Source organism: Pseudomonas sp. S30_BP2TU TE3576 (assembly GCF_050436025.1).
Lineage (GTDB): Bacteria > Pseudomonadota > Gammaproteobacteria > Pseudomonadales > Pseudomonadaceae > Aquipseudomonas.
The window spans coordinates 4978521-5004253 of the sequence record NZ_JBNDLK010000001.1 but is presented as its reverse complement, the minus strand read 5'-3'; the positions used below and the strand labels follow the sequence as shown (position 1 = coordinate 5004253).

The window sequence follows — 25733 nt, the reverse complement described above, 5'->3', positions numbered from 1 at the left end:
GATGTCACATATCTCGGAGATTGATGGATGTCGGCCTACCCGAGTATCGATACCGAAGTATTGCGCACCTTCGTCGCCATCGCCGACCAGGGCGGCTTTACCCGCGCCGGTGAAATGGTCAATCGCACCCAGTCAGCTGTCAGCATGCAGATGAAGCGACTGGAAGAAGATGTGCTGCAACGCCAATTGTTCCAGCGCGACGGGCGGCAAGTGCGGCTGACGGCCGAAGGCCAGGTGTTGCTCGGCTATGCGCGGCGGATCCTCAAGCTGCACAGCGAGGTCTTCAATACGCTGCGTGAGCCCGACATGGTCGGCACGGTGCGCATCGGCACGCCGGACGATTATGTGATGCGATTCCTCCCGGGGATTCTGCGCCGGTTTGCCCAGTCCTATCCGCTGATCCAGATCGAAGTGCACTGCGAATCATCAAAACAATTGCTGATGCGCCAGGATCTGGACCTGTCCATCGTGACTCGCGAACCGGGCAGCGAAATCGGCCAATTGTTGCGCAAGGAGCGTTTCGTCTGGGCCGAGGCGCAATGCTACAGCGCCCACGAGCAGACGCCGCTGCCGCTGGCGATGTTCAACAGTGATTGCTTCTGCCGCCTGTGGGCCTGCAATGCCCTGGATGCCCAGGGGCGCGATTACCGGGTGGCGTACAACAGCGACAGCCTGTCAGCGATCATGGCAGTGGTCAGCGCCGGCCTGGCCGTTACGGCGCAGCTTGAAAGCCTGATCACCGCGGACATGCGCATCCTCGGTGAGGCCGAGGATCTGCCGCTGCTGCCCGAGGCCAGCATCATGCTCGTGCGCAATCTGCATAACCCGTCACCGATCACCGAGTGCCTGGCCGAACACATCATTGAAGGCTTCAAACTTTGAAGGCGAGCGTCACTGCACAGAACACCAGGAACCCGCAAAACAGCCCGCGCAGCAGCCGCTCCGGCAAAGCGTGGGCAACCTTCACGCCCCAACTGATGCTCATCAACCCCCCGGCCGCCAAGGGTAAGCCGATCACCCAGCTGACCTGATGGTGCACGGCGTAAGTCACCAGCGTCACCCCCGTACTCGGCAAGGCCAGCGCTAACGACAAACCCTGCGCAACCACTTGGCTGGTGCCGAACAGACTGGTCAGCACCGGTGTCGCCACCACCGCGCCCCCCACGCCGAACAACCCGCCCATCGTGCCGGATGCAGCGCCAAGCAGGCCCAGCCACGGCCATGAGTAGTTCATCTGCGAAGCCGGCGGAGCGCTGGCGGCGAACATGCGAAGCAAGTTGTACGCCGACAGTGCGATTAGAAACGCGACAAAACCTATGCGCATGGTTTGCGCATCAATGCCCACCGCCCAGATCGACCCGAGCCAGGCGAAACAGAACCCCATGATGGCCAGCGGTAGTGCGTGGTGCAGCTCGATCCGGTTGCGCTGATGATAGCGCCACAGCGCCAGCATCACGTTCGGCACCACCATTACCAGCGCCGTACCTTGGGCAATCTGCTGGTCGAGCCCGAACAGCACGCCCAGCAGCGGAATGGCGATCAGGCCGCCGCCGATACCAAACAACCCGCCGAGCGTGCCCAACGCAGCGCCGAACACCAGATACATCAAGAACTCAATCACAGCATTTTCCCCGTTGCCGTCAGGCCTTTGATCCTACGCAGTTGCTTCTGGCGCGGAAACGCACAGCGACGCACAATGGCTGTGCCAAATTCGCACAAGCGCAAACCTGCCATGAACCCTAATCAACTGACCGACCAACTGGCTTTGTTCCTCGACGTGCTGGAAACCGGCAGTTTTTCCGCCGCCTCGCGCCGTCATCCGCTGACCCCTTCGGCCGTGGCACGGCGGATCGACAGCCTGGAAAGCGCGGTCGGCAGCCAGTTGTTCATCCGCAGCACCCATGCGGTACGCGCTACCCCGGCGGGATTGGCCTTTGCCGAGCGCGCCCGGCGAATCGTCGCCGAGTTGCGCCTGGCCCGGGCCGAGGCAGTGTCCCTGAGCAGCGCGCCGGAAGGTTTGATTCGTATCGATGCACCAGCAGCCTTTGGTCGCCGGCATCTGGCACCGGTGATTGCCGATTTCCTGATGCTCTACCCCGGACTCGACGTGCAACTGCACTTGATCGACAGCTTCGTCGACATGCAGGGCCAAAACCTTGGCAAAGTCGATCTGGTGCTGCGTGCCGGGACAATTGGCCGACACCCGGCTGGTGGCTACGCCACTGGCAAGCATGGTGCGCATCGCCTGCGCCAGCCCTGATTATTTACAGCGCCGCGGCGTGCCGACCGATCCGTCACAGCTGATTGAACACGACGGACTCGACTGGGATGGCCTGGCCCCGCCCTTCGCCTGGCGCTTCGAGCGGGACGGACAAATGCAGTTGCACCGGCCAGCGCGGGTCCGCATGAGCGCCAACAATGCCGAGGCGCTGGTGTGCGGCGCATTGGCCGGACTGGGTATCGCACACCTGCCGACCTGGCTGGCCAGCGAGTACCTGTTGCGCGGTGAGTTGCTGCCGCTGTTCTGCGAAAGCGGCCTGCCGAAACCGGAAAGCGCCGGCATCTATGCCTTGCGCCTGGAACAGCAACCCAACTCCCGCAGTCGCCTGTTGCTGGAGTACCTGAAAACCCGCTTCAGTCCGGTTCCACCCTGGGATCTGGTGCTTCAAACCCATTTGCAACGGCACTGATCAAAATTATCTGGCGCATTAAAGATTCGCCCGCTAGATTTCTAAGATCACAAATCAAGGCTTCGACATGAACACCGAGCGCAACACCCTGGATAACTGCGACAACCTGCTGCTGGACAATCAGGCCTGCTTTGCCCTGCACTCTACTTCGCTGATGATGACCAAAGTCTACAAACCCTTGCTGCAAGCGTTGGGGCTGACCTACCCGCAATACCTGGCGATGATGGTGTTGTGGGAGCGGGACGGTTTGACCGTAGGTGAAATCAGCACGCGGTTGCTGACCGATCCTGGCTCGCTCACCCCGCTGCTCAAGCGCCTGGAGGCCGAAGGCCTGCTCAGCCGCACCCGCAGCCGCGAGGACGAGCGGGTGGTGATCGTCGAACTCACCGAACAGGGCCGGGCATTGCGCGACAAGGCGCGTGATATTCCCCAATGCATCCTCGGTGCCAGCGGGATGACAGTGGAGCGCCTGCAAAACCTGCAAGCGGAGCTGCAAGAGCTGCGTCGCCACCTGCAAGACAGCCTGTAACCTCCAACCCACCACCATCCTTGTGGGAGCGGGCTTGCTCGCGAAGAGGGAGTGTCAGTCGATAGTGATATTGCCTGACACACCGCATTCGCGAGCAAGCCCGCTCCCACATTTGCCTCAGGGTGTCCTGAAAGATTCGGCTCGCCCTCGAAAAAACTCTGCTGAAAATCCCGCCTCAATAGCTCTATCTCGACACTTCCAGCCACATACAAGCCTCCGTCCGCTCCCCTTTTCCAAACTTTTTTCAAAATTTATCTTGCGCACTAAACATTAGCGCGATACATTCACTTCGCACTTACTTAGCGCGCAAACATTTAGCGCAAATACACATCCCCTGAACGAGGCTTTCACCATGCAAACTCTCTACACCGCAATCGCAACTTCCACCGGTGGCCGTGACGGTCGTGCGGTGTCCAGCGACAACATCCTCGACGTCAAACTCGCCACGCCGAAAGAACTCGGCGGTGCCGGCGGCGCAGCCACCAACCCTGAGCAACTGTTTGCCGCCGGCTACTCCGCCTGCTTCATCGGCGCCCTGAAATTCGTCGCCAGCCAGACCAAGCGCAGCATCCCCAACGACGCCTCGATCACCGCCCACGTCGGCATCGGCCAGATCCCTGGCGGTTTCGGCCTGGACATCGACCTGCACATCAGCCTGCCGGGGCTTGAGCAGGCCGATGCACAAGCACTGGTCGACGCGGCCCACCAGGTCTGCCCGTACTCCAACGCCACCCGTGGCAACGTCGATGTGCGCCTGCACGTGACCGTCTAACCGCTGACCTACCAGGCCCGAACAGGAAACGAACATGAACACTTTCAGCAAAGTCTTGACCGGTACCCTTCTCGCCCTGTCCATCCACAGTGCATTTGCCGGCGACGTTGAACACAACACCCAGGCATTCCTCGATGTGCTGAATGCCGGCACCGGCAAGCCGCTTGAACAGCTCAGCCCGAAAGACGCCCGTGCCGTGCTGACGGGCGCGCAGGCCGGGGTGAAGCTGACGCTGCCAAAAGCCGATGTCAGCCAGAAGACCATTCAAGTCGACGGCCAACCGCTGAACCTGACCATCGTCCGGCCGGCCGGGGTCAAGGGTGAGCTGCCCGTGTTCATGTTCTTCCACGGTGGTGGCTGGGTACTGGGAGATTTCCCGACCCACGAGCGGCTGGTGCGTGACCTGGTAACGGGTTCGGGTGCAGCGGCCGTGTTCGTGAACTACACGCCGTCGCCGGAAGCGCATTACCCGGTGGCGATCAACCAGGCTTACGCCGCGACAAAATGGGTGGCCGAGCACGGTAAAGAGATCAATGTCGATGGCAAGCGCCTGGCGGTAGCCGGCAACAGTGTCGGCGGCAACATGGCGGCCGTGGTTGCGCTTATGGCCAAGGACAAGGGCACCCCGGCGATCAAGTTCCAGGTGCTGTTGTGGCCGGTGACGGATGCCAACTTCGAAACCGCGTCCTACAACCAGTTTGCCGAAGGGCACTTCCTCAGCAAAAATGCGATGAAGTGGTTCTGGGACAACTACACCACCGACGCCAACCAGCGTAACGAGATCTACGCCTCACCACTGCGCGCAACCACCGCCCAGTTGAAAGGGTTGCCGCCAGCGCTGGTACAGACCGCCGGTGCCGATGTGTTGCGCGACGAAGGCGAAGCCTACGCCCGCAAACTGGACGAGGCCGGTGTGCCGGTGACGTCGGTGCGCTACAACGGCATGATCCACGACTACGGTTTGCTCAACGTGGTGAGCCAGGTCCCGGCGGTGCGTTCGGCGATGCTGCAGGCCTCGCAAGAGCTCAAGGAACACCTGAAATAAAACTGTGGGAGCGGGCTTGCTCGCGAAAGCGGACTGTCAGTCGACATAAATATCGAATATGAAGACGCCTTCGCGAGCAAGCTCGCTCCCACAGTGTTTCTGGTTGAACCCAAAATCGCAGACACAAAAAAGCCCGACTCAATGGTCGGGCTTTTTCATTCCTCAAGCTGTGCTTATTTGGCACGGCCTTTGTAGGAACCGCCTTCGCGGGTATCAATCTCGATCATATCGTCGATATTGATGAAGTCAGCAACCGACAGCTCGGTACCGTTCTTCAGTTTGGCAGGCTTCATCACCTTGCCGGAAGTGTCGCCGCGAGCGGAACCTTCGGTGTAGGCAACCTGACGCACGATGGTGGTCGGCAGTTCTACGGAAACCAGACGGCCTTCGAAGAACACGGCTTCGCAAACGTCGGTCATGCCTTCTTCAACGAACGGCAGAACGGCTTCGATGTCTTCGGCGTTCAGCTCGTACATGGTGTAGTCGGTGGTGTCCATGAACGTGTAGGAGTCGCCGCTGATGAAGGACAGGGTCGCTTCCTTGCGGTCGAGGATCACGTCGTCCAGCTTGTCGTCCGCACCGTATACGGTTTCGGTCTTGTAGCCGGTCAGCAGGTTCTTCAGCTTGGTCTTCATGATCGCGCTGTTACGACCGGACTTGGTGAATTCAGCTTTCTGAACCAGCCAAGGATCGTTGTCGATACGGATCACGGTACCGGGTTTGAGTTCTTTACCAGTTTTCATTGCGAATATCCGAATTTGGATGGGATTTACAAAAATCTAGGCCGCGTATCATATCCAATTTCCATAAAACTGTACCAGCGCCGTGGCAAGATCGGCCTGCAAGGCCTGTTCCAGACACCACGCCTCAGCGTGTTTTTCCAGCTCTGGCCAGTGTTTACGGGTGGATTGCCAGTGGTCGGCCATTTTTTCACCGGCGTTCCAGGCCCGCCAGAGACCGCTGATCGCCTCCCGCGCAGGCGCAGACAACCCCTTTACATAGAGTTCGAGGAAGGCTTCGAGCTTGTCCAGGTGGATGTCTTCTTCCTGCTGGTAAATATGCCAGAGAAATGGCCGGCCTGCCCATTGGGCGCGCACGAAGGAGTCTTCGCCACGCACGGCATTGAAATCGCAGCACCACAGCAACCCGTCGTATTGGTCCTGGCGGACGAATGGCAGCACTTGAACGATCAAGGCATCACGCACATGCACGGCACCGGCCGTCAAACCCTGCACACCGAGCCAGCGTTCGACATCCCCGAGAATCCGCCCTTCCGGCACCAACAGATGAGTGGGCGTCGGATCACCAGCCAGCGCATCGAGCCAACTGGCCAGCCCGGTGTTTTCGTAGGCAAACAATGAGATCAACTGCGCTCCGGGCGCACGATCGATCCCTAAACCTTGCAGGAATTCTCTTTGAGCTTGCGGGTCTTGCTGAAATTGCCGACGACGTTCAAGCAACCCGCGCTCACGTAACAACCCGCCTGTACCCTTCCGGAACCCCGGAAAGAAAAAGAATTTCTGTACGCTTTTATACTTCACCGAGGGCAGCCCGTGGCAGCCGATCACCCAGTCCTCAGCGCTCAGATAGTCGAGGTTCATCCACAGCGGTGTCTTTTCCCGTTCGGCCATGGCGTCCATATAGGCGCTCGGCAATTGGCAGGCAAATGCAGCAATCACCACATCGGCGGCTTCAGTCGGTTGCCACTCGGCCGGCCATTGGCGCACTTCGACCTCTTGTTGCCACTGCTGCGCAACGTGGATGTCGATTTCCGGGCACAGGCGTTCGAACGCTCGCAGATCATCGACCCATAGACGCACTGCCAGTCCATGTTCGGCCACCAGTTGCCGGGCCAGTCGCCAGGTCACGCCGATGTCGCCGAAGTTATCGACCACGGTGCAAAAAATATCCCAGCGGGTTTTCATTTCAGGCATTCCAGGCTCCCGTTGGCAAAGGCGCCGATTGTCCGCATAAATTACCCCGCGCAGAAGAGCCGACGGCGATTATTCTTCATGCGACAATCGCCACTCGCCAGTGACCTTTCGCCAGGAGGCAATCATGCCCCACCGCCCCACTCCGCGCCGATCCTTCCCCATCAGCCTCAACGCCCTGCAACTGACCGGTAGCATCGCCCTCGGCATGTGGCTGGGATTCATTGCCATTGTGCTGACCTGCTGGCTCGCTTCCCACTTGTTGTTCAACAAGCAACTGGCATCTGTTGCGGCCGCCGTGGAGCAACTGGCCAAACCGCCCGTGGCAGCGCAACCGGTACCGGACATTGCGCCGCAGAATCCACTGTTCGAGCAATACGAAGAAAACCTGCGCAAAAACGAGCAGGCACAACGGCTCGATCAGGCGCGCAGCAGCAGTCGCAACCAGTCCAATCCGACCTGTCAGTTCTGGTTGCAACAGGACCGGACGATACCCAGCGAAAAAAGTCGCGCCAACGTCCTGCAATTCTGTGATTGATCATGAATAAGCATACCGTCCACCAACTGATTCTCGACAAGCTGCGGATCGATCTCGACATCGCCGAACGGGCCGCGCAAACCGCTTACGAAACAGCGACCCACGAAGAAAACATCGCCGAGAACAAGTACGACACCCTGGGGCTGGAAGCCTCCTATCTCGCGGCCGGGCAAGCCAGACGGGTCGAGGAAATTCGCCAGTCACTGACCCTCTGCCAGAACATGGCCCTGCGCCCGTATGAAGATCGACGGGGCATCGAAGTGGGCGCGTTGCTCGGGCTCGAGGACGAAAAGGGACGCGAACAATGGCTGTTTCTCGCCCCCGATGCGGCCGGGCTGAAGGTCGATCTGGTGGGGCAACTGATTACCGTCATCACCCCGCGCTCACCGCTGGGCAAAAGCCTGCTGGGCAAGTTAGAGGGCGATGAGGTGGAGATTCTGGTGGCGGGCGCTCGGCAACAGTTTGCTGTCACCGAGGTCGTTTAAGCAGGATTAATGAACGGGTAGTTCGACACCGTCGAACAGCTCTTCCAGTTCCTGCTTGTTGTGGCATTGAATGGCCTTGGCCATGACTTCGCGGGTCAGGTGCGGCGCGAATTTCTCGATGAAATCGCACATGAAACCACGCAGGAATGTGCCGCGACGGAAGCCGATCTTGGTCACGCTGGACTCGAACAGTTCGCTGGCATCAAGCACCACCAGGTCGCTATCGAGTTTGGCGTCGACGGCCATTTTTGCCACAATGCCTACGCCCAGCCCCAGGCGAACATAGGTCTTGATCACGTCGGCATCGGCAGCGGTGAACACCACTTTCGGCGTCAGGCCACGATGACTGAACGCTTCGTCGAGTTTCGAGCGGCCGGTAAAACCGAACACGTACGTCACGATCGGGTATTCGGCCAGTGCTTCGAGGGTCAGCTTCGACAGCTTGGTCAGCGGATGCCCCTGAGGCACAACCACACAACGGTTCCAGCGGTAGCACGGCATCATCACCAAATCACCGAACAGCTCGAGCGCTTCGGTAGCGATGGCGAAATCCACGGTGCCGTCAGCGGCCATTTCGGCGATTTGCATCGGCGAACCCTGGTGCATGTGCAGGGCAACGTCCGGGTATTGCTTGATGAAATTGCTGATCACCGGCGGCAACGCGTAGCGCGCCTGGGTGTGTGTGGTGGCAATCGACAGGGTGCCTTTTTTCTCGTTGGAGAATTCCTGGGCGATCTGCTTGATGCTTTCAACCTTGCGCAGAATTTCGCCAGCGGTGGTGATGATGCGCTCGCCGGCCGGGGTAACGCGGGTCAAGTGCTTGCCGCTGCGGGCAAAAACCTCGACGCCCAGTTCATCTTCCAGCAGACGGATCTGTTTACTGATGCCCGGTTGAGAGGTGTAAAGACTTTGGGCTGTTGCGGAAACGTTGAGGTCGTGGTGCGCCACTTCCCAGATGTAGCGCAATTGTTGAAGCTTCATATGAATCCCTCAAAGCAGGTAGACGCCACGGGCATCAGCGACGGTATATAACTATATTAATGGCACAAAGAATAAATCTAGAACTTTTTTGTCAAATTGCCATTATTCGTGTGCTAGCGATCCCCTTGGCGACGGCGTTGCACCAGCGGCACCAGGTAGACCGGCACCTTGGACAGTTGCAACACACGGGCGGCGGTTCGCCCCAGAGGCGTTTCCGCACCGGCACCATGGCTGTGACTACCTACGATCAATAAATCCACGGAGAGTTTCTGGGCCTGATCCAGAATCACCTGCGACGGATCGCCCTGCAGCACCCGCACCGCCTGAATCCGCTCCAGGTCATGCTCGCCCTCATCCCCCAGCTCCTCGCGAAAACTGTCGAGCACCCGCTGCTCGATACTGGCAATCACCGTATTCAGCCCCTGACTGTGAAACTCATTCAGCGCCTGCTCATCGAGATAACTTTGCAGCACTGATTCGGCAAACAACCCCATGGGTTCAACCGCATGCACGACATACAGATTGGCATTGAAAGTCCGGGCCAGCTCCAGCGCATGCTGCATCACCACGGGCGCATACAGGCCGAGATCAGTGGCATACAGCATCGAACGAATCATATGACCTCCTCGACTGCCAACATGGCGGAGATTTGATTCAGCTTAGCAGTGCCTTGGCGACTACGATATCCGGCGCAACGCATTGAACGGCGGGCTTAAACCTTTTGCTCGTTGCTTATGCCATGGGGCACGTGACCGGTGGCGACGACTTCACGGGCCAACTCGCAGTGACCGGCCTGATCGTCGAAAAAAACGTCGGCCGCGAAGGCTTCGAGAAAGGCCGACTTGGTCAGGCCGCCGAGGAACAGCGACTCGTCAAGACGAATGTCCCATTCGCGCAACGTGCGAATCACCCGCTCATGGGCTGGTGCCGATCGCGCCGTGACCAGCGCGGTACGGATCGGACAGGCGTCCTCCGGGAACTCACGCTGCAGCAGATTGAGAGCGGCAAGAAAGCCCTTGAACGGCCCACCGCGCAACGGCTCGCGAGCGGCCTCGCGCTCGCTGGCCTGGAACGCTTCCAGACCACCAGCCTGATAAATGCGCTCCGACTCATCGGAAAACAGCACCGCGTCTCCGTCGAAGGCAATGCGTAACTCGTCGCTGGCCGCACGGCTGGCACCGCCCGACAGAATGGTCGCTGCCGCGAACCCGGCGTCCAGTGCATTGCGTACGTCTTCGGCATGGGTCGAGAGAAACAGGTCGCAGCCAAAGGCCTTGAGATAGGGATACGGACTGCGCCCGCCGACAAAGGCCGCCCGGGAAATTGCCAGGCCGTAATGGTCAATCGAGTTGAATACCCGCAGCCCGGTGTCGGCACTGTTGCGCGACACCAGAATCACCTCGACCCGGGCGCGGCCGAGGCTGTTATTGAGGTTCAGGAGTTTCTGCACCAACGGAAAGGCATCGCCGGGCTCGAGGATTTCGTCTTCGTGTTCGATCTGATATTGCCGATAGGCTTCGACGCCACTCGACAGGTAGACTATGTGGCTTTCGCTCAGGTCGAACAGCGCCCGCGAAGAAATCGCCAGCACCAGCTTGTCGTCAATTGCCTTTGGCATGCCCTTCCCCCTCAGGTCGGTCGACTCAGGTGTTGCGTCGATCAATGAAACTCAAACTGCGAAACAAGGCCTCGATGCGCGGCATCTCACACCCGGCTGCCTTCGCCGCCGCCAAAGGCCGGGCGTAGATCGCGGCCAGTTCCAGCGGTCGCTTGTGCAAGTAATCGTGGTACATGCTCGGCCAGTAGTCGGGCATTTTTTCGGTCACCATGAACAAGTGCTCGGCATACCCTGCTGGTACGTCGTGCCCGCACGCGACTGCGCCTTGCACCACTTCTGCCATCAGCGCCTTGATCAGCTCACGAGTGTCGGCATCGGCCATCAACGGCGTGGTGCTCGCCCCCAGCAAAACCGAGAGACCGTTGTAGGGGATATTCCAGACCAGTTTTTGCCAGCGTGCCTGGTGCAGGTTCGCCATGGCCTGGGAATCGAGGCCGGCGCTGCGAAACAGGTCGACACCCTCCTCGACAATGGCGGCGCGCGTCGGCCCATCGACGGCGGGACCGCTGTGATAGCCAACGTGCACTGCGCCTAGCGCTTGATGGGTGATGACGCCCGGCGCCTCGCGATGGACGCAGATATAACAGAGCCCGCCAAGCACGTGCAGCGAGTCGGGGAGCAGCTCGCGCAGGCTGTCTTCGACGTCCAGGCCATTTTGCAACAGCAGCACTTTGGCGTTCGGTGCCGCAGCCTGCAGGATGGCTGGTGCCAGGTCTGCGTTGCTGGTGGTTTTCGCGCCCACCAGCAACCAGTCGCAGGGCGGCATGTCTTCAGCGCTCGAATAAGCCTTAACCGGGTTCAATGTCAGGGCACCGTGGGGCGCGCTATCGACTCGCAACCCATGCTCGGCCACCGCGGAGAATTCGCTGCGCAGCAAAAAATGCACATCAAAACCGGCACGCGCCAGCATCACCCCATAGAAACCGCCGATTGCGCCGGTCCCGATAATGCCGATTGTCGGCCTGGTAACTGTCCCCATCATGGCAACTCCTCTGCTGTTCGACTCAGCGCCTGGCGCACGGCCCGATTGAGCTCGGTGTCGGTCAGGCGCGATTTCAGTACTCCGAAGAATTCGCCGTCGCGAACGACAAACAGCGCCGGCAAGTGAAAGACCTGATAACGCTCGACCACCCCTCCGTTATTGCCGGCATCGATCCAGCACAGTCGATCGACTGCCAGATCGAGTGTTGGCAATTGCTCGCGGGCAAAACGGCAACCGGCGCAGCCGACACTGGTGAAAATAACCAGCGATACGCCGCTCATCGCCAGCAGCCGTTGGTCGGCGTCAAAATCGGTCAGTTCCAATTCGACCACTATACTGGGTGTAACAATGTCAGATGGCCGACACATGGAGTCTGTGTTCATGGGACGATTTATTCCTCACCCTGACGATGTGCCCGTCGAATTAACGTTGCTGAAACCTGAGTGTATTTCGCGACGACAGCTGCACACTATCAGTCTCGGGGGCATGGCTTGCAATTATCACCGCGCGTGGCGCCACGGCACGGCGCTGGAAGTTCGCATGCCGACCGTGAACCCGGACGCGCGCTACCTGGGCTATGTCGCCTGGTGCCTGCGGCGCAAACGCGGTTATCTGGTGGGCATCGCCTTCGTCGACGAACAAATGCTGTTCAGCGCCCGGATGGGCGAGCAGGTGTGCCAGATCGAACGCTACTGCCGCCTGCATGACACCCACAACGACTTGCAGGATATCCAGGCCCTGGCCCTCGAATGGCTCCAGGAGCACGCCGACGAGTTCTCTCACGAATCAGTGCGCAAGGCTTTTGCCGAGCCTGTGCCGGATTAGAGGCATTGCCGAAGGGTTTGCCGGTCACGTTGCGGAAACTGACTGAGAATGGCCCCTAAACCAGCGTCTGCCCATTGTCGAGCCACGGTGTAACGCGCTAAGGTTCAGCTCCCCGACGCGCTTAATTTGCTGTGCTCCGCCGCGCGGGTTCGCTGGCGGCCGGCACCCGTGACCTGACGAGTAAACGATGGCTGATTTACCGATCAACGACCTAAACGTCGCCTCCAACGAGACACTGATCACTCCCGATCAGCTCAAGCGCGATATTCCCCTGAGCGACGCCGCACTGCGCACCGTCACCAAGGGCCGCGAAGTCATTCGCAACATTCTGGATGGCACCGACCACCGCCTGTTCGTTGTCATCGGGCCTTGCTCGATCCACGACATCAAGGCCGCCCATGAATATGCCGAGCGCCTGAAGGTCCTCGCTGCCGAAGTGTCCGATACCCTGTATCTGGTCATGCGCGTGTATTTCGAAAAGCCACGTACCACCGTTGGCTGGAAAGGCTTGATCAACGACCCGTACCTGGACGACTCGTTCAAGATCCAGGACGGCTTGCACATCGGTCGCCAGTTGCTGCTGGACCTGGCCGAAAAAGGCCTGCCGACCGCCACCGAAGCCCTCGACCCGATCTCCCCGCAATACTTGCAGGACCTGATCAGCTGGTCGGCCATCGGCGCGCGCACCACCGAATCCCAGACTCACCGTGAAATGGCGTCCGGCCTGTCCTCGGCCGTCGGCTTCAAGAACGGTACCGATGGCGGCCTGACCGTGGCGATCAACGCCCTGCAGTCGGTTTCCAGCCCGCACCGTTTCCTGGGCATCAACCAGGAAGGTGGTGTGTCGATCGTAACCACCAAGGGCAATGCCTACGGTCACGTGGTGCTGCGCGGCGGCAACGGCAAGCCGAACTACGATTCGGTCAGCGTTGCGCTCTGCGAGCAGGCGCTGAACAAGGCGAAGATCAAGCCGAACATCATGGTCGATTGCAGCCACGCCAACTCCAACAAGGATCCGGCCCTGCAACCGCTGGTGATGGAAAACGTCGCCAACCAGATCCTCGAAGGCAACAAGTCGATCATCGGCCTGATGGTTGAAAGCCACCTGAACTGGGGCTGCCAAGCGATCCCGAAAGACCTCGCCGACCTGCAATACGGCGTGTCGATCACCGACGCCTGCATCGACTGGACCGCGACCGAAAACACCTTGCGCAGCATGCATGCCAAGCTCAAGGATGTACTGCCTAAGCGCGATCGCAGCTGATCGCCTGATTGGCTGCACAAAAAGCACGCATAAAAAAACGCCGGGTAGAACCCGGCGTTTTTTTATGTATTCGTTTTATTGAAGGTCACTGACTCAGCTTGGCAGCATGCCGCTGGTGACGCTCCATGTAGCGTTCGACGTAGGAGCACGATGGAATGACCGTGTAGCCCATTTCGTCAGCGTACTCCAGCGCCTTCTCGGTCAAGGCTGCCGCAATACCGCGACCACGCAGTGCGTTTGGCACGAAGGTGCGATAGATATCCAGGGTCTGCTTCCCCAGATCCATATAGGTCAGATAGGCACGATGACCGTCCACATTGGTCTCGAACTGATGACCAGCCTGGTCATGGTGGATGGACAACGCCTCGCTCATCACTACTCCTCGCGGGTCTGGAATTCGACCCCTACCTTACCGATGTTTTTCCGGCGAAGGAACATCTACGCCACCCCGTGCCTGAATGGACACCGAGAAGAGCTGCACCGATCTCGCGCTACCGAGCACGTACAAATAGTAGGCACCATTGACAGAAATGCTCAAGGTGCGCTCGTCATCATGCAGGTTGGCGGGTGCAGCTCCGGATTACGCAGGAATGGCTCGACCGAAGCTCACTCCGGGTCGATAGCCTGTACATTGCCGGATGTTGAGACTTAAGACGAGCGCCCGTTGTTAAAGTCACCTGAAGATCGAGAAAGATATTGAGAGGTGCTACGCAAAAGCCGAACAAAAGTGTAGACGACTCCATATAGGCGGACTTTAGCCAGACTGAAAAACAGCGGTGTGCCACAGGAACTTTTTCTTGTCGGCTCGCTCAGCCACGGGCCTTGCAGCTGGATATTTTTTAAACAATTCAGTTAAAAGTTGCTCGAAAAAGAATCAACGCCTACAATTTTTTTTGCTTCTTGCGTCACGTCAGTTTTACTTACTACAAGTAATGGGTAGTATGTACGCCGGCTATTTCCTCAATCGGAGGAGATAGCTACTTAATAGAAAGTCCTTGAAGGGGAACACGATGAACAACGTTCTGAAATTCTCTGCTCTGGCTCTGGCCGCAGTTCTGGCTACCGGTTGCAGCAGCGCATCGAAAGAAACTGAAGCACGTCTGACCGCTACTGAAGACGCAGCTGCTCGCTCCCAGGCTCGTGCAGACGAAGCTTACCGTAAAGCTGATGAAGCTCTGGCTGCTGCTCAAAAAGCACAACAGACTGCTGACGAAGCTAACGAGCGTGCTCTGCGCATGCTGGACAAAGCTAGCCGCAAGTAATAGTCCTTCGGGATTGTTATCAAGCCGACCCATTTTTGGGTCGGCTTTTTTATTGCCCGGCGTTTTCTCCAGGCAAAAAAAACCCGTCGACGCGATACGCGCCGACGGGCTCTTTGCAAGCTTACTGCATCGGGTCGACCGGAGTGCTCGACACCATCGGTGCGGCGCTGGCGCCCGGCACAGCGATCTCCACCGGCAGGCCATCTTCAGCGGCAACCACATCACGCACCACATCCCAGTTCATGCGCAGGTTGTTGGTGATGTCTTCACGCTTGAGCATCGCGTTGATGACCGCCGTGTGCTTGTCGACCACCGACGGGTTGCCCTTGTCGTCCAGCGGCGTATGCGCCTCCAGATAGACCTTGCCGCCACTCATGCCGAACTTGTACGGGTCGTTGATGATCCGCACCGACGTACCGACCGGCACCATGCCCGCCATTTCCAGCACGTTGTTGTTGAACATGCGGAAGCAGCCGTGGCTCGTGCGCATGCCAATACCGAATTTCTTGTTCGAACCGTGGATCAGGTAGCCCGGTGTACCCAGGGTGAACTTGAACGGCCCCAGCGGGTTGTCAGGGCCGGCCGGCACGACATTAGGCAGCGGATCACCGTCCGCTGCGTGCTCGGCCTTGATCGACGCCGGAGGCGTCCAGGTCGGGTTAGGTGTCTTGGCGGTGATGCTGGTATGGGCAATCGGCGAACCCCAGCCTTCACGACCAATACCCAGCGGGAACGTGTACACCACGTTTTTGCCTTTCGGGAAGTAGTAGAGGCGGTACTCGGCCAGGTTGATCACGATGCCTTCACGCGGGCCTGGCGGCAGGATGAAACGGGTTGGCAGAATGATTTCCGTGCCGACGCCTGGCAACCATGCATCGACTCCCGGGTTGGCCGCGACCATTTCCGTGTAGCCCAGATCGTAGGTGGTACCAAGGTCGGCAAAGGTGTCTTCGTACTTGGCCTTGATCACCTGCACCTGTCCGATGATGTCCTCACCGGGCGGCGGCAGGGGAAACTCCAATGCTGCAACGGGACCTGCCACCAAAAGGGCGGCAAGAGTCAGGCAGCGGGTGACGGCAGGAAAGCGCGGCAACATCCGGAAAATCCTTCGCATAATCAACAGAGGGTATAAAAACGTGATTGTACACCGCCGTCCGTTATTTCGGGGAGATCGCCCGATTGCAGGCAATGCAAGGCGATTTTACGATTATTCTAGCTCCCACATTGGGTCCCCTGGCCACTGAAGATCCCTGTGGGAGCGGGCTTGCTCGCGAAGGCTGTGTGTCAGGCGATGATTGTTTTGTAGGTGTGCATATCCGTTGCTGCGGTCACGGCCGCTTATGGTTCCGCTCTTACAGCGGGTCACTTTGGAAAAGCCCCAAAGTAACCAAAGGGCTCTTGCCCCTGACATTCGGTGCCTCGCCGTGGCTCGGCATGCCCTCGCTCCGGTCCTGCTCCGTGGGCCCGCCGCCATCGGCCATCCATGGCCGGGGGCGGCTAACCCGGCATCCATGCCGGGTTGCCCACTGCGCAGAACCTGCGCTCGGCCTCACGAGGGGGCGTACACCGCAAAAGCAAAGCGAGGCGGCCTACCGGCCGGCCTGTTTACGGGGTTCGTTCGACTGTGATGTACCTGCGCCTGTCAGGCCGCCATCGCGAGCAAGCTCGCTCCCACAGGGGATTGGGTATACCTGTGAGAAATTGGCCGGCTGGCAGGCCGCCTTCGCGAGCAAGCCCGCTCCCACAGGGGGGCTGGGTGTATCTGTGAGAAATTGGCCGGCTATCAGGCCGCCTCGACTCCCGGCGGGTCAAAGCTCGAACCGCAACTCCGGCCAGATCGGCGAAGTGCCACGCTTCTGCGACTCAAGAATGGCCCGACACAGCGAACACAAACGCTGGTCCTGAAACACCCGGCGATCAACACTCGACCAGCGCGGTTGCGCCGGCAACAGGCTGCCACACAGGGTCCGGTCCGCCGAGCCGCCCAACTCCAGCTGACGAGTCACCAGATGCACCCGCACTTCCTGACAGGCGAACAGATCCAGCTGCTCGTCAGGCTCGATCAGTTGGTAGGCAAATAGTGACCAGGCGGGACGCGGCATCGGGGGCTCCAAATCGGGGGCGCCACCTTAGCCGAAAGCCTGCTTCTAGAAAAGTGTCATAACAACGGTTTTAGAGTAGGCCAGACATTTTCCAGCAACTTGTCCTGGGCCCCCGCCGCCGGGTGTATGCCGTCGGCCTGCATCAAGTCCGGATGGCCGCCCACGCCTTCGAGGAAAAACGGCACCAGCGGGATCTTTTTCTCATCGGCCAGGTTGCTGTAGACCTCGGCGAATGCCTTGGTGTAACGCGCACCGTAATTGGGTGGCAATTGCATGCCGAGCAACAGCACCTTGGCACCGCTGGCCCGGGAGCTGTCGATCATCGAGGCAAGATTTTGTTGCAATTGAGTTGGCAGCAAACCGCGCAGGCCGTCATTACCCCCCAACTCGAGGATCACCAGTTCCGGTTTATGCTCTGCAAGCAGCGCGGGCAGGCGCGCCTGGCCTCCGGCACTGGTGTCGCCACTGATGGACGCATTGATCACTTTATCGTCGAAACCTTCGCGCTTGAGCCGTTGCTCAAGCAGCGACACCCACCCCAAGCGGGTATCCAGCCCGAAACCGGCGCTGATACTATCGCCAACGATCAGGACTGTACCCGCCGCTGCGTTTTGGGCCATGCACATCAAGGCCAGGCCAGCACTCAAAAACCAGACACGCATCGGACTCTCCATGGGCGCAAGCATTCTCATCGCGAAGGACCTTAGCAAAGTGGTTCCCAGCGCGGAAGGTGAACTGACCATCCTGCACGAACTCAGCCTGGAACTGAACAAGGGCGATAGCCTGGCCATCGTCGGCGCTTCCGGTTCCGGCAAATCCACCTTGCTGGGCCTGCTCGCCGGCCTCGATCTGCCGAGCAGCGGCGAGGTCACTCTCGCCGGGCAAGGCTTGAGCAACCTCGATGAAGACCAGCGTGCGCGCATCCGCGCCGAGCACGTGGGTTTCGTGTTCCAGTCATTCCAGCTACTCGACAGCCTCAATGCCCTGGAAAACGTCATGCTGCCGCTGGAACTCGATGGCCGCAAAGACGCCCGCGAACGCGCCACCCAATTGCTGCAACGTGTAGGCCTGGGCCAACGCCTGACTCACTCGCCGCGCCAGCTCTCCGGGGGCGAGCAACAACGCGTGGCGATTGCCCGCGCGTTTGCCGCCGAACCCGATGTGCTATTCGCCGACGAACCTACCGGCAACCTCGACAGCCACACCGGTGAGCGCATCAGTGACTTGCTGTTCGAACTCAACAAGGAACGCGGCACGACCCTGGTGCTGGTGACCCACGATGAACGCCTGGCCCATCGTTGCCGGCGCCTGATCCGTCTTGAAGCCGGCCTGCTGGTCGCCCCTCTGGAGCCTTGATGGCACGTCTGCCGCTGTTGCGCCTGTTCAGCCTCGCCATCCGCCAATTGCTGCGCGATGCCCGCGCCGGTGAGCTGCGTGTGTTGTTTTTTGCCTTGTTGGTGGCCGTGGCCGCCAGCACCGCCATCGGTTACTTCGGTGCCCGCCTGAACGGCGCCATGATGCTGCGCGCGACTGAATTTCTCGGTGCCGACCTGCTCCTCGAAGGCAGTTCGCCTGCTCGCCCCGAACAGATAAAAAGCGGCGCCGAACTGGGACTGGAACATGCGCAGGTGGTGGAGTTTTCCAGCGTCATCGCCACCGACAATGGCATCCAGTTGTCCAGCATCAAGGCGGCCGATGATGCCTACCCGCTACGCGGCGAATTGAAAAGCGCGCCCGCCCCATTCGCCACGGAAACAGCCGGTGGCGGACCGCAACCCGGCGAAGCCTGGGTCGAGGCACGTCTGCTGACCGCCCTTGACCTGAAGATCGGCGACAGCATCGATGTCGGCATGAAAACCCTGAAACTGGCGCGGGTGCTGACTTACGAGCCCGACCGCGCCGGCAATTTCTACAGCCTGACGCCTCGGGTGCTGATCAATCTCGGCGACCTCGCGGCAACCGGCGTGGTGCAACCCGGCAGTCGGGTCAGCTATCGCGAATTATGGCGAGGCAATGCCCAGGCCCTCGAGACGTATCGGCAATTGATTAAACCGGGACTTGCTGCCAACCAGCGCTTGCAGGACGCCCGCGACGGCAACCGGCAGATCGGCGGCGCCCTGGGCAAGGCCGAACGCTACCTGAACATGGCCAGCCTGGTGGCGGTGTTGCTGTCCGGCGTGGCGGTGGCGCTGTCAGCAACCCGCTTCGCCACCCGCCGCTTCGATGCCAGTGCGTTGCTGCGCTGCCTCGGGCTGTCACGCCGGGAAACCATGGTCTTGTTCAGTCTGCAACTGACGGTGCTCGGGCTGCTGGCCAGCATCAGCGGCGCCTTCCTCGGCTGGCTCGCACAGCTGGGGTTGTTTGCCCTGCTGCATGAGTTGCTGCCGACCGACGTGCCTCCGGGCGGACTGTTTCCGGCCGTCGCCGGGATCGGTACCGGACTGGTGGCGCTGGCCGGTTTCGCCTTGCCGCCGCTGGCGGCTCTGGGTCGGGTTCCGCCATTGCGCGTGCTGCGCCGGGACATGCTGCCGATCCCTTCCAGTACATGGATGGTCTACGGCGCAGCGTTGGGCGCCCTCGGCCTGATCATGTGGCGTCTGAGCCTGGACCTGGTGCTGACCTTTGCCCTGCTCGGCGGCGGCGTGATTGCAGCACTGGTGCTGGGCGGTTTGTTGTTGCTGCTGTTGAAGAGTTTGCGGCGCATGCTTGCTCGTGCGTCCCTGCCCTGGCGCCTCGGACTCGGTCAATTGCTACGTCATCCGCTGGCGGCCGCAGGCCAGTCCCTGGCATTCGGCCTGATTCTGCTGTCGATGGCCCTGATCGCCTTGCTACGCGGCGAGTTGCTGGACACCTGGCAAAACCAGCTACCCAAAAACGCACCGAACTACTTCGCGCTGAACATCCTGCCGGCGGACAAACAGGCCTTCACCGATCACCTGATCGCCGTGTCGGCACAATCGGCGCCGCTGTACCCGGTAGTGCCGGGGCGCTTGATCAGTATCAACGGCGAGCCGGTGCAGCAAATCGTCACCAAAGAATCGGCCGGCGACCGGGCGATCCAGCGCGACCTGAGTCTGACCTGGGCCGCGGACCTGCCGTCGGGCAACAAGCTCACGGCCGGCAACTGGTGGAACGAACAAACGCCGGACGATATTCCCGGTGTGTCGGTAGAAGGCAAGGTCGCTGAAAGCCTGAAAATCAAGCTCGGCGATCATCTGGTTTTCAGCGTTGGCGGGGTCAATCGCGAGGCGAAAGTCACCAGCCTGCGCGAGATCAACTGGGACAACTTCCAGCCGAACTTCTTCATGATCTTCCAGCCCGGCACCCTGAAGGATCTGCCAGCGACGTACCTGACCAGTTTCTATCTGGCATCGGGTCATGACCAACAGATTGTCGATCTGTCCCGCGCCTTCCCGGCGGTGACGATCCTGCAGGTCGAAGCCCTGCTGGAGCAACTGCGCAGCATCCTCGCCCAGGTGACCCTGGCGGTGGAGTACGTGTTGTTGTTTGTGTTGGCGGCGGGGATGGCGGTGCTGTTCTCCGGCCTGCAAGCAACGCTGGACGAACGCATTCGCCAGGGTGCATTGCTGCGGGCGCTGGGCGCGGAGCGGCAGTTGCTGATCAAAGCTCGACGCATCGAGTTCGGTTTGCTGGGAGCGGTCAGTGGTTTGCTGGCGGCGCTGGGTTCGGAGGTCGTCAGTTGGGTGCTCTACCGCTATGCCTTTGACCTGCCGTGGCATCCGCATCCATGGCTGTTGTTGCTGCCACTGGTTGGCGCGGTGCTCATTGGTGGTGCCGGGGTGTTCGGCACCCGTCGGGCGTTGAACGCCAGCCCGCTGACAGTCCTGCGCGAGGGTTGATAGACGCCTGCCATCCTCACCACAGAAAGCTGTCGTGAGCCGTTACCGCCGGCACCGGGGTGATCGCCCGGAGAACGCCGAACTGTTCCAGGCCCCGCACTTTTCATACCATTGCCTCTGAAAGCCTTTAAATCCGGGCACCCGGAATTAGTAGCCACTCTCAGAAACGCATACTATTTTTCGTAAAAAATTTCGTTAATCCACCACAACATTTCTCCACCCGGGGTATGAACAACAGCCTCGTCGCCCACTTCCTTCTTCAAAAGCGCACGCGCCATCGGCGAATCGATCGAAATGTAATCGTTACGACCGTAGATTTCGTCGTACCCCACCACTCTGAACTTCTTGATCTCACCCGCCTCGTTTTCGATCTCGACCCAAGCCCCGAAAAAGACCCTTCCCTCCTGCTCGGGCGAATACTCGACAACCCGTACATCCTCGAGCCTTTTTCGAAGGTATCGGACACGCCGGTCAATTTCTCGAAGCAGCTTCTTGTTGTACTGGTAGTCAGCATTTTCACTTCGGTCGCCCAGTGAGGCTGCCCACGTGACTTTTCGAGTGGTGTCAGGACGTTTTTCTCGCCAAAGGAAGTCGAGCTCTTGCCGCAAAGCCTCGTGCCCTTCTTTTGTGATTATGTTGGTACTCAAGTCGGGGTTCTCACTAACGATTATCTCAAGCCAGGCTGGATGGGGTCGCGAATTGCCGGCTTCATACCCGGCGCAAAAGCGATCTCTTCGGGCACAGCCATCCGGCGACCTGATGCCCTCTGGCGTTTTTTGCCTTCAATTCGAATGATCTGCAATGGCCTGGGCCGATTTTTTCAACAACAAGCTTAATCGCTCTCGCTCATTGATAGCTCGGAATAGCTGTATCGAGCTCTTCAATTTGAGGGTTCTGGCCATGGATATAGCCGCACTGGTGGGGCATCTGTTTAGCGTGGTGGTCTGGCTGATCATCCGTGATGTGTAGTCCACCCGTGAAGCTTTCGGATCGCTTTACAGTGAACTACTGTCAGTCATGGGCCCCCGTCAATGCGCAACTGCTCAGGTTCTGATGGACGTAATTCGTGTACTCCGAATGGGTCTGGCGTATGAAGTTTTGGCCAAAACCACCTCCAGGCTTGCCCATCCCGAGTATCGTTTTGATTGAATGTGAAGCGCTTCAGCTCAAACATGCCAATCTCCAGATATCCGTTGAATTGCAGGGTTTCCAACCGACCGTTCACGAAGATCAGGGAACCAAATCGATGATAAAAGACGCAAAGGTCGAATCAGAAAGCGAGACTTTTATCGCGCAGGAGACTGACGCTTCGGTCGGACCTGCCCCTGCTAGCGATGTGGTTCGCAATGGAATCTGGCGCACACGGGTCAGGGGCCAGGCGCGCAAGCTGAGTCGCTCGACCCAGTTTGTCATTGCCGCCGCGGTGATCCTGGGACTTACCATGTTCTTCGTCGGCAAACTGGTGAGTGAACGAATAGAAAGTGCCGCGGTATATAGCGCGGCAGAAGCAGCCGCTCAGTACATGGATACGTTTCTGGAGCCCTATGTGCAGGAGATGAGCCGGGATAACGGCCTGTCGGCTGCAAGTGTCCAGTTTCTGGACCGTCTCACGGAAAGTCGCTCGCTAAAACAGCACATTGTCTCGATCAAGATCTGGCGAGCGGATGGCACAGTGGTTTACGGCACGAATAAAGCCATTACCAACCGCAAATTCCCAATGGATGAGATCACCGAGGCACTCAAGGGCAAAGTGGTCACCGACCTTAAGGACCTGGACGAGGATGAGAACGAGTTCGAGCTCGACTTGCCGCTCTATGAGATCTACGCGCCCCTGCGGGATTCAAGCTCCGGAAAGATCATCGCAGTGGGCGAGTTTTATGAAAAGGCCGATAGCCTCAAGCGCGAGGTCAATCGGGTCCGACAGCAGGTATGGGCGGTCGTTGGCGCCGCGACGCTGGCAATGCTGTCACTGCTTTTTTTCATCGTGCGACGCGGTGACAAGATTATCCAGCAACAACAAGTGGCACTGCGCTTACGGCTGCAGGAGCAAACCCGTTTGCACATCAGTAATGCCGAACTCCAGCGCAAGATAGCGACGGCGACCCAAGAGTTTTCCCGTGTCAACGAACTGACCTTGAGGCGCATCGGTGCAGACCTGCACGATGGGCCGGCACAGTTACTGACTTTGATTCTGATCCGGCTCGACGACTTGGCCGAAAACTGCTCCGCTGTCGATCAGGAGTCGCTGGAAACCATTCGTGGCGCCGCCACCGACGCATTGCATGAGGTCCGCGATTTATCACGAGGGCTGGCACTTCCGGAAATTAACGACTTGAGCCTGGTGGAAGAATTGCAGCTAGTGGCGCAACGGCACGAGCAACGCACTGGCACCAAGGTCACATTAACGCTGGGGCTGCTACCGGAGGCCGCGCCACTGCCGCTTAAACTCTGTTTGTACCGTTTTGTGCAAGAAGCCCTCAGCAACGCTTACCGTCATGCCAACGGCGAGGGTCAGGTCGTCCAGGCGCAATACATTGATGAAATATTGAACATCAGCGTCAGGGACAGTGGTCCGGGTATGGCGGCGGACGCCATGCTGCAAGAGACATCCGGCAGAACCCGATTGGGGCTCGCCGGTTTGCGCTATCGCATTGAGTCTCTGGGCGGGTTGTTCAGCATCGACTCCGACGCGTCCGGTACGTCGGTAAAGGCACAGTTCAAATTCTAGTCAGGAGTCGCTCCGGGCATTTGTGTTTTCCCTGTGCCGATATGAAGTCGCTCGATAGCTTCGCGCTCCCTGTAATGCCGTAGAGCCGTAACCGCTTCGACACGATTTCGGGCGTGCAGTTTCTGCATCACACAGCCCATGTGGTGCTTGACGGTTTTTTCGCTGATCGACAGCTTTGATGCAACTTCCCTGTTGGTCAGCCCATTTGAAACTTCACGAATGACCTCCTCCTCGCGATGGGTCAGATCAAACTTGTGAGTTTCCGCTTCGTGCTTTTTGCTGTTACTCAGCAGTTTGTTGGCAAACTCGGGGGTGATATACGTCTCTCCCTTGGCAACCGACCTGATCGCCATGACCAGTTCCGGTCCGCTGACACCTTTCAGCACATACCCGCGCGCGCCGGCCTCCAGTGCCAAAAAGGCATCATCTTCGGATTCTGAAACCGTCAGCATCAGCACTTTTACATTCGGCAACTGAGTGGAGATGAACCGCACCACGGCGAAAACATCGCCCGGCATATTGACGTCCATCAGCATCACGTCCGGACGCACCTTCTGGGCAATATCCCGGGCATCTTCCGCATTGGCGCCCTGCTCCACGACCTGAAAATCCGCCCGTTTTCTCAAGGTATTGGCAACGCCCTCACGCAACATCGGATGATCGTCGGCAATGCCGATGCGAATGAATGGACTCATGACGCGCTCCCGAAAGGATCAGCACTCGAACACTCATTGATTAATAGCAGGGAACCCGGGATGACGCCGGCCACCGGTCGTATGTCGCAGGCTCCAAGTGTTCGAAAATCAGACTTAGGTCGGACAAGATTCGACCGTCAACAAGCAATCCTTGTGACAAGAATCTGAAATGTGAGATTCCAGCCAATTGTTTTTAAACGCCTTCAAAACCTTGAAAAACTGACCCCCTCATAAAACCCGGATCCGTCTTTCATCCGACCAACAGTCGCTCATGCCAGGCAGCTCTGGCATGCAATGGCGAATATCGGCATCGTGGATGCCTACGAAATCGTTGCTGGATAACAGCTTCGAAGGCGCACCGTTGCGGGAAATTGTCGATCACTTTGCACTGGCTGATGCTGGCGCTGTCTGTTGGCGTCTACGGTTTTCCGGGCCTCAGCGCCGGGTAATCAGCCCTTGCCGGGCAACGCGGGTGAGTTGCCTGATCATTTCAGGAGCGTCTTCGAGGCTGGGGGATTGAATCACCGCCAGATCGAAACTGTCGTCGGCAAAACGAGCGAGCGACTCACCGTCTTCGACAAACTGGATCAGGAAGGCAGCTGGACCGCCGGTACGACGTGGCCAGCCATCGAGATAACGCAAGAGCGTCGGCTGATGTTTACCGCCAAGCAGGATTTTTGGATTGCGCTGGGTGAGATGTGCCGTGATCGGCGCGGGACGTACAACAGGGTTTAGTGCATTCATTGTGTCGTGTCTCTGCCTCAAAAGTCTGCATGGCAGGTGAGAGGCAACACCGAACCAGCGCTTTAGCGGTATTTCGAAGCCTGTTCTGGCTTCTGTCGGCAACTGAATGAGTCACCTGGCGCCCCGCAAGTAGCTGTTTAAATCGGCGCATGAGCAACATCCTAGAGAAGCTGACTGGACAGTGTCAAGAATGACGCTCAACAAAAAAGGCCCGCACGATGCGGGCCTTTTCGTTGAGACAGAGCGGTCAGCCAGCGATGGCACGGTCTGCCGAGAGTTTGCCCGCACCTTCGATCAATACCGCGATACTGCCACCGAGCAGGGCCAGGGCGAATTCATAACCGTTGTTGGCCATGAACAGTCCGTTGCTGATGTGCACCGAGAAAATCGCGACCAGCGACAGAAAGATCAGGCCCAGTGCGGCCGGGCGAACCAGCAGGCCGATGATCAAGGCCAGGCCGGCGAAGAACTCGGTGCCGCCCGCCAGTGTCGCCATCAGGTAGCCCGGAGTCAGTCCAATGCTTTCCATGTACTGCGCGGTTCCCGCCAGACCATAGCCACCGAATGCCCCGAAGAGTTTCTGCGAGCCGTGAGCGGCGAAGACAATACCGACAACAATGCGCAGAACCGTCAGGCCGTAGCCAGCGCGGGTAGTCAGTACCTTGTTGATCAGAGTGCTCAT

Annotated in this window: 28 protein-coding genes and 1 pseudogene; 13 read left to right on the top strand and 16 right to left on the bottom strand. The window is 59.0% G+C overall.

What is annotated here, in order from left to right; all coding sequences use genetic code 11:
* Positions 1-27: 27 nt before the first annotated feature.
* Positions 28-882 carry a LysR substrate-binding domain-containing protein gene (locus ABIA48_RS22870; RefSeq protein ID WP_007983518.1) on the top strand — a complete coding sequence of 285 codons (855 nt, stop codon included), beginning with the start codon at positions 28-30 and terminating at the stop codon, positions 880-882.
* Here ABIA48_RS22870 and ABIA48_RS22865 read toward each other — a convergent pair.
* Positions 872-1621, bottom strand: coding sequence for a sulfite exporter TauE/SafE family protein (locus ABIA48_RS22865; protein ID WP_429491511.1), 750 nt, complete (start codon positions 1619-1621; stop codon positions 872-874). The two genes, ABIA48_RS22870 and ABIA48_RS22865, sit on opposite strands and share 11 nt — an antisense overlap.
* A 111-nt stretch (positions 1622-1732) precedes the next feature.
* On the opposite strand from ABIA48_RS22865, the pseudogene ABIA48_RS22860 reads away from it, so the two are divergent.
* The 4 genes and pseudogenes from ABIA48_RS22860 (at position 1733) to ABIA48_RS22845 (ending at position 5036) form a co-directional block, all read left to right on the top strand.
* Positions 1733-2690: pseudogene (locus ABIA48_RS22860) on the top strand (LysR family transcriptional regulator).
* 67 nt (positions 2691-2757) lie between these two features.
* The gene (locus tag ABIA48_RS22855; protein WP_310054904.1) at positions 2758-3219 is read left to right on the top strand and encodes a MarR family winged helix-turn-helix transcriptional regulator; all 462 of its coding nucleotides are present in this window, start codon (positions 2758-2760) and stop codon (positions 3217-3219) included.
* Positions 3220-3571: 352 nt separating this feature from the next.
* On the top strand, positions 3572-3991 hold the full coding sequence (locus ABIA48_RS22850) for an organic hydroperoxide resistance protein (RefSeq protein WP_046031808.1): 420 nt from the start codon (positions 3572-3574) through the stop codon (positions 3989-3991).
* Between the two features lie 34 nt (positions 3992-4025).
* Positions 4026-5036, top strand: a complete 1011-nt coding sequence (locus ABIA48_RS22845; RefSeq protein ID WP_429491509.1) for an alpha/beta hydrolase — start codon at positions 4026-4028, stop codon at positions 5034-5036.
* Positions 5037-5209: 173 nt separating this feature from the next.
* On the opposite strand, the gene ABIA48_RS22840 is transcribed toward ABIA48_RS22845, so the two are convergent.
* Both ABIA48_RS22840 and earP read right to left on the bottom strand, forming a co-directional pair.
* Positions 5210-5779, bottom strand: a complete 570-nt coding sequence (locus ABIA48_RS22840; protein ID WP_007983530.1) for an elongation factor P — start codon at positions 5777-5779, stop codon at positions 5210-5212.
* A 48-nt stretch (positions 5780-5827) separates the two neighbouring features.
* Positions 5828-6970 (bottom strand): elongation factor P maturation arginine rhamnosyltransferase EarP, encoded by a 1143-nt coding sequence (gene earP / locus ABIA48_RS22835; RefSeq protein WP_429491507.1) that lies wholly within the window; start codon positions 6968-6970, stop codon positions 5828-5830.
* Between the two features lie 124 nt (positions 6971-7094).
* Here earP and ABIA48_RS22830 point away from each other — a divergent pair, with 124 nt between their 5' ends.
* Together ABIA48_RS22830 and ABIA48_RS22825 are read left to right on the top strand one after the other, a co-directional pair.
* On the top strand, positions 7095-7505 hold the full coding sequence (locus ABIA48_RS22830; protein ID WP_007983533.1) for a hypothetical protein: 411 nt from the start codon (positions 7095-7097) through the stop codon (positions 7503-7505).
* Positions 7506-7507: 2 nt separating this feature from the next.
* Complete coding sequence (locus ABIA48_RS22825; protein WP_429491505.1) at positions 7508-7990, top strand: GreA/GreB family elongation factor; 483 nt, start codon at positions 7508-7510, stop codon at positions 7988-7990.
* Positions 7991-7996: 6 nt separating this feature from the next.
* On the opposite strand, the gene cysB is transcribed toward ABIA48_RS22825, so the two are convergent.
* From cysB to ABIA48_RS22800, 5 genes are all read right to left on the bottom strand, one after another.
* A complete protein-coding gene (cysB, locus tag ABIA48_RS22820; RefSeq protein ID WP_007983537.1) occupies positions 7997-8971 on the bottom strand; it encodes an HTH-type transcriptional regulator CysB in 975 nt (324 codons plus the stop codon).
* A 113-nt stretch (positions 8972-9084) separates the two neighbouring features.
* Positions 9085-9588 (bottom strand): universal stress protein, encoded by a 504-nt coding sequence (locus ABIA48_RS22815; protein WP_007973551.1) that lies wholly within the window; start codon positions 9586-9588, stop codon positions 9085-9087.
* A gap of 95 nt (positions 9589-9683) precedes the next feature.
* A complete protein-coding gene (locus ABIA48_RS22810; protein ID WP_429491503.1) occupies positions 9684-10589 on the bottom strand; it encodes a 5'-nucleotidase in 906 nt (301 codons plus the stop codon).
* 25 nt (positions 10590-10614) lie between these two features.
* A complete protein-coding gene (locus ABIA48_RS22805) occupies positions 10615-11571 on the bottom strand; it encodes a putative 2-dehydropantoate 2-reductase (RefSeq protein WP_429491501.1) in 957 nt (318 codons plus the stop codon).
* On the bottom strand, positions 11568-11954 hold the full coding sequence (locus tag ABIA48_RS22800; protein ID WP_429491499.1) for a thioredoxin family protein: 387 nt from the start codon (positions 11952-11954) through the stop codon (positions 11568-11570). The genes ABIA48_RS22805 and ABIA48_RS22800 overlap by 4 nt, the downstream gene beginning before the upstream one ends.
* Between ABIA48_RS22800 and ABIA48_RS22795 the strand changes: the two genes are divergently transcribed.
* Together ABIA48_RS22795 and ABIA48_RS22790 are read left to right on the top strand one after the other, a co-directional pair.
* Positions 11953-12396, top strand: coding sequence for a PilZ domain-containing protein (locus ABIA48_RS22795; protein ID WP_429491497.1), 444 nt, complete (start codon positions 11953-11955; stop codon positions 12394-12396). The genes ABIA48_RS22800 and ABIA48_RS22795 overlap by 2 nt on opposite strands.
* Positions 12397-12583: 187 nt before the next feature.
* Complete coding sequence (locus ABIA48_RS22790) at positions 12584-13660, top strand: 3-deoxy-7-phosphoheptulonate synthase (RefSeq protein ID WP_007983549.1); 1077 nt, start codon at positions 12584-12586, stop codon at positions 13658-13660.
* Between the two features lie 85 nt (positions 13661-13745).
* Here the strand turns inward: ABIA48_RS22790 and ABIA48_RS22785 are convergent, their stop codons facing one another.
* Positions 13746-14033, bottom strand: coding sequence for a GNAT family N-acetyltransferase (locus ABIA48_RS22785; RefSeq protein WP_007973562.1), 288 nt, complete (start codon positions 14031-14033; stop codon positions 13746-13748).
* 637 nt (positions 14034-14670) lie between these two features.
* On the opposite strand from ABIA48_RS22785, the gene oprI reads away from it, so the two are divergent.
* A complete protein-coding gene (gene oprI / locus ABIA48_RS22780) occupies positions 14671-14922 on the top strand; it encodes an outer membrane lipoprotei OprI (RefSeq protein WP_003199355.1) in 252 nt (83 codons plus the stop codon).
* Between the two features lie 121 nt (positions 14923-15043).
* Here the strand turns inward: oprI and ABIA48_RS22775 are convergent, their stop codons facing one another.
* The 3 genes from ABIA48_RS22775 to ABIA48_RS22765 form a co-directional block, all read right to left on the bottom strand.
* Positions 15044-16018, bottom strand: coding sequence for a L,D-transpeptidase family protein (locus tag ABIA48_RS22775; RefSeq protein WP_429491493.1), 975 nt, complete (start codon positions 16016-16018; stop codon positions 15044-15046).
* Positions 16019-16730: 712 nt separating this feature from the next.
* Positions 16731-17024, bottom strand: coding sequence for a hypothetical protein (locus ABIA48_RS22770; RefSeq protein WP_003226812.1), 294 nt, complete (start codon positions 17022-17024; stop codon positions 16731-16733).
* Between the two features lie 56 nt (positions 17025-17080).
* The gene (locus ABIA48_RS22765) at positions 17081-17686 is read right to left on the bottom strand and encodes an arylesterase (RefSeq protein ID WP_204934227.1); all 606 of its coding nucleotides are present in this window, start codon (positions 17684-17686) and stop codon (positions 17081-17083) included.
* Positions 17687-17696: 10 nt separating this feature from the next.
* Here ABIA48_RS22765 and ABIA48_RS22760 point away from each other — a divergent pair, with 10 nt between their 5' ends.
* Both ABIA48_RS22760 and ABIA48_RS22755 read left to right on the top strand, forming a co-directional pair.
* Positions 17697-18380 (top strand): ABC transporter ATP-binding protein, encoded by a 684-nt coding sequence (locus ABIA48_RS22760; RefSeq protein WP_007991765.1) that lies wholly within the window; start codon positions 17697-17699, stop codon positions 18378-18380.
* Positions 18380-20884, top strand: a complete 2505-nt coding sequence (locus tag ABIA48_RS22755; RefSeq protein WP_429491491.1) for an ABC transporter permease — start codon at positions 18380-18382, stop codon at positions 20882-20884. The genes ABIA48_RS22760 and ABIA48_RS22755 overlap by 1 nt, the downstream gene beginning before the upstream one ends.
* A 173-nt stretch (positions 20885-21057) precedes the next feature.
* Here ABIA48_RS22755 and greB read toward each other — a convergent pair whose 3' ends face one another.
* Complete coding sequence (greB, locus tag ABIA48_RS22750) at positions 21058-21531, bottom strand: transcription elongation factor GreB (protein ID WP_204934225.1); 474 nt, start codon at positions 21529-21531, stop codon at positions 21058-21060.
* A gap of 599 nt (positions 21532-22130) precedes the next feature.
* Between greB and ABIA48_RS22745 the strand changes: the two genes are divergently transcribed.
* Positions 22131-23612, top strand: coding sequence for a sensor histidine kinase (locus ABIA48_RS22745; protein ID WP_429492919.1), 1482 nt, complete (start codon positions 22131-22133; stop codon positions 23610-23612).
* Here the strand turns inward: ABIA48_RS22745 and ABIA48_RS22740 are convergent.
* From ABIA48_RS22740 to ABIA48_RS22730, 3 genes are all read right to left on the bottom strand, one after another.
* The gene (locus ABIA48_RS22740; RefSeq protein WP_429491489.1) at positions 23609-24307 is read right to left on the bottom strand and encodes a response regulator; all 699 of its coding nucleotides are present in this window, start codon (positions 24305-24307) and stop codon (positions 23609-23611) included. The genes ABIA48_RS22745 and ABIA48_RS22740 overlap by 4 nt on opposite strands.
* Before the next feature lie 435 nt (positions 24308-24742).
* Positions 24743-25051, bottom strand: coding sequence for a hypothetical protein (locus ABIA48_RS22735; protein WP_007991757.1), 309 nt, complete (start codon positions 25049-25051; stop codon positions 24743-24745).
* 247 nt (positions 25052-25298) lie between these two features.
* Positions 25299-25733: a DoxX family protein gene (locus tag ABIA48_RS22730; protein ID WP_429491486.1), complete on the bottom strand. Its 435-nt coding sequence runs from the start codon at positions 25731-25733 to the stop codon at positions 25299-25301.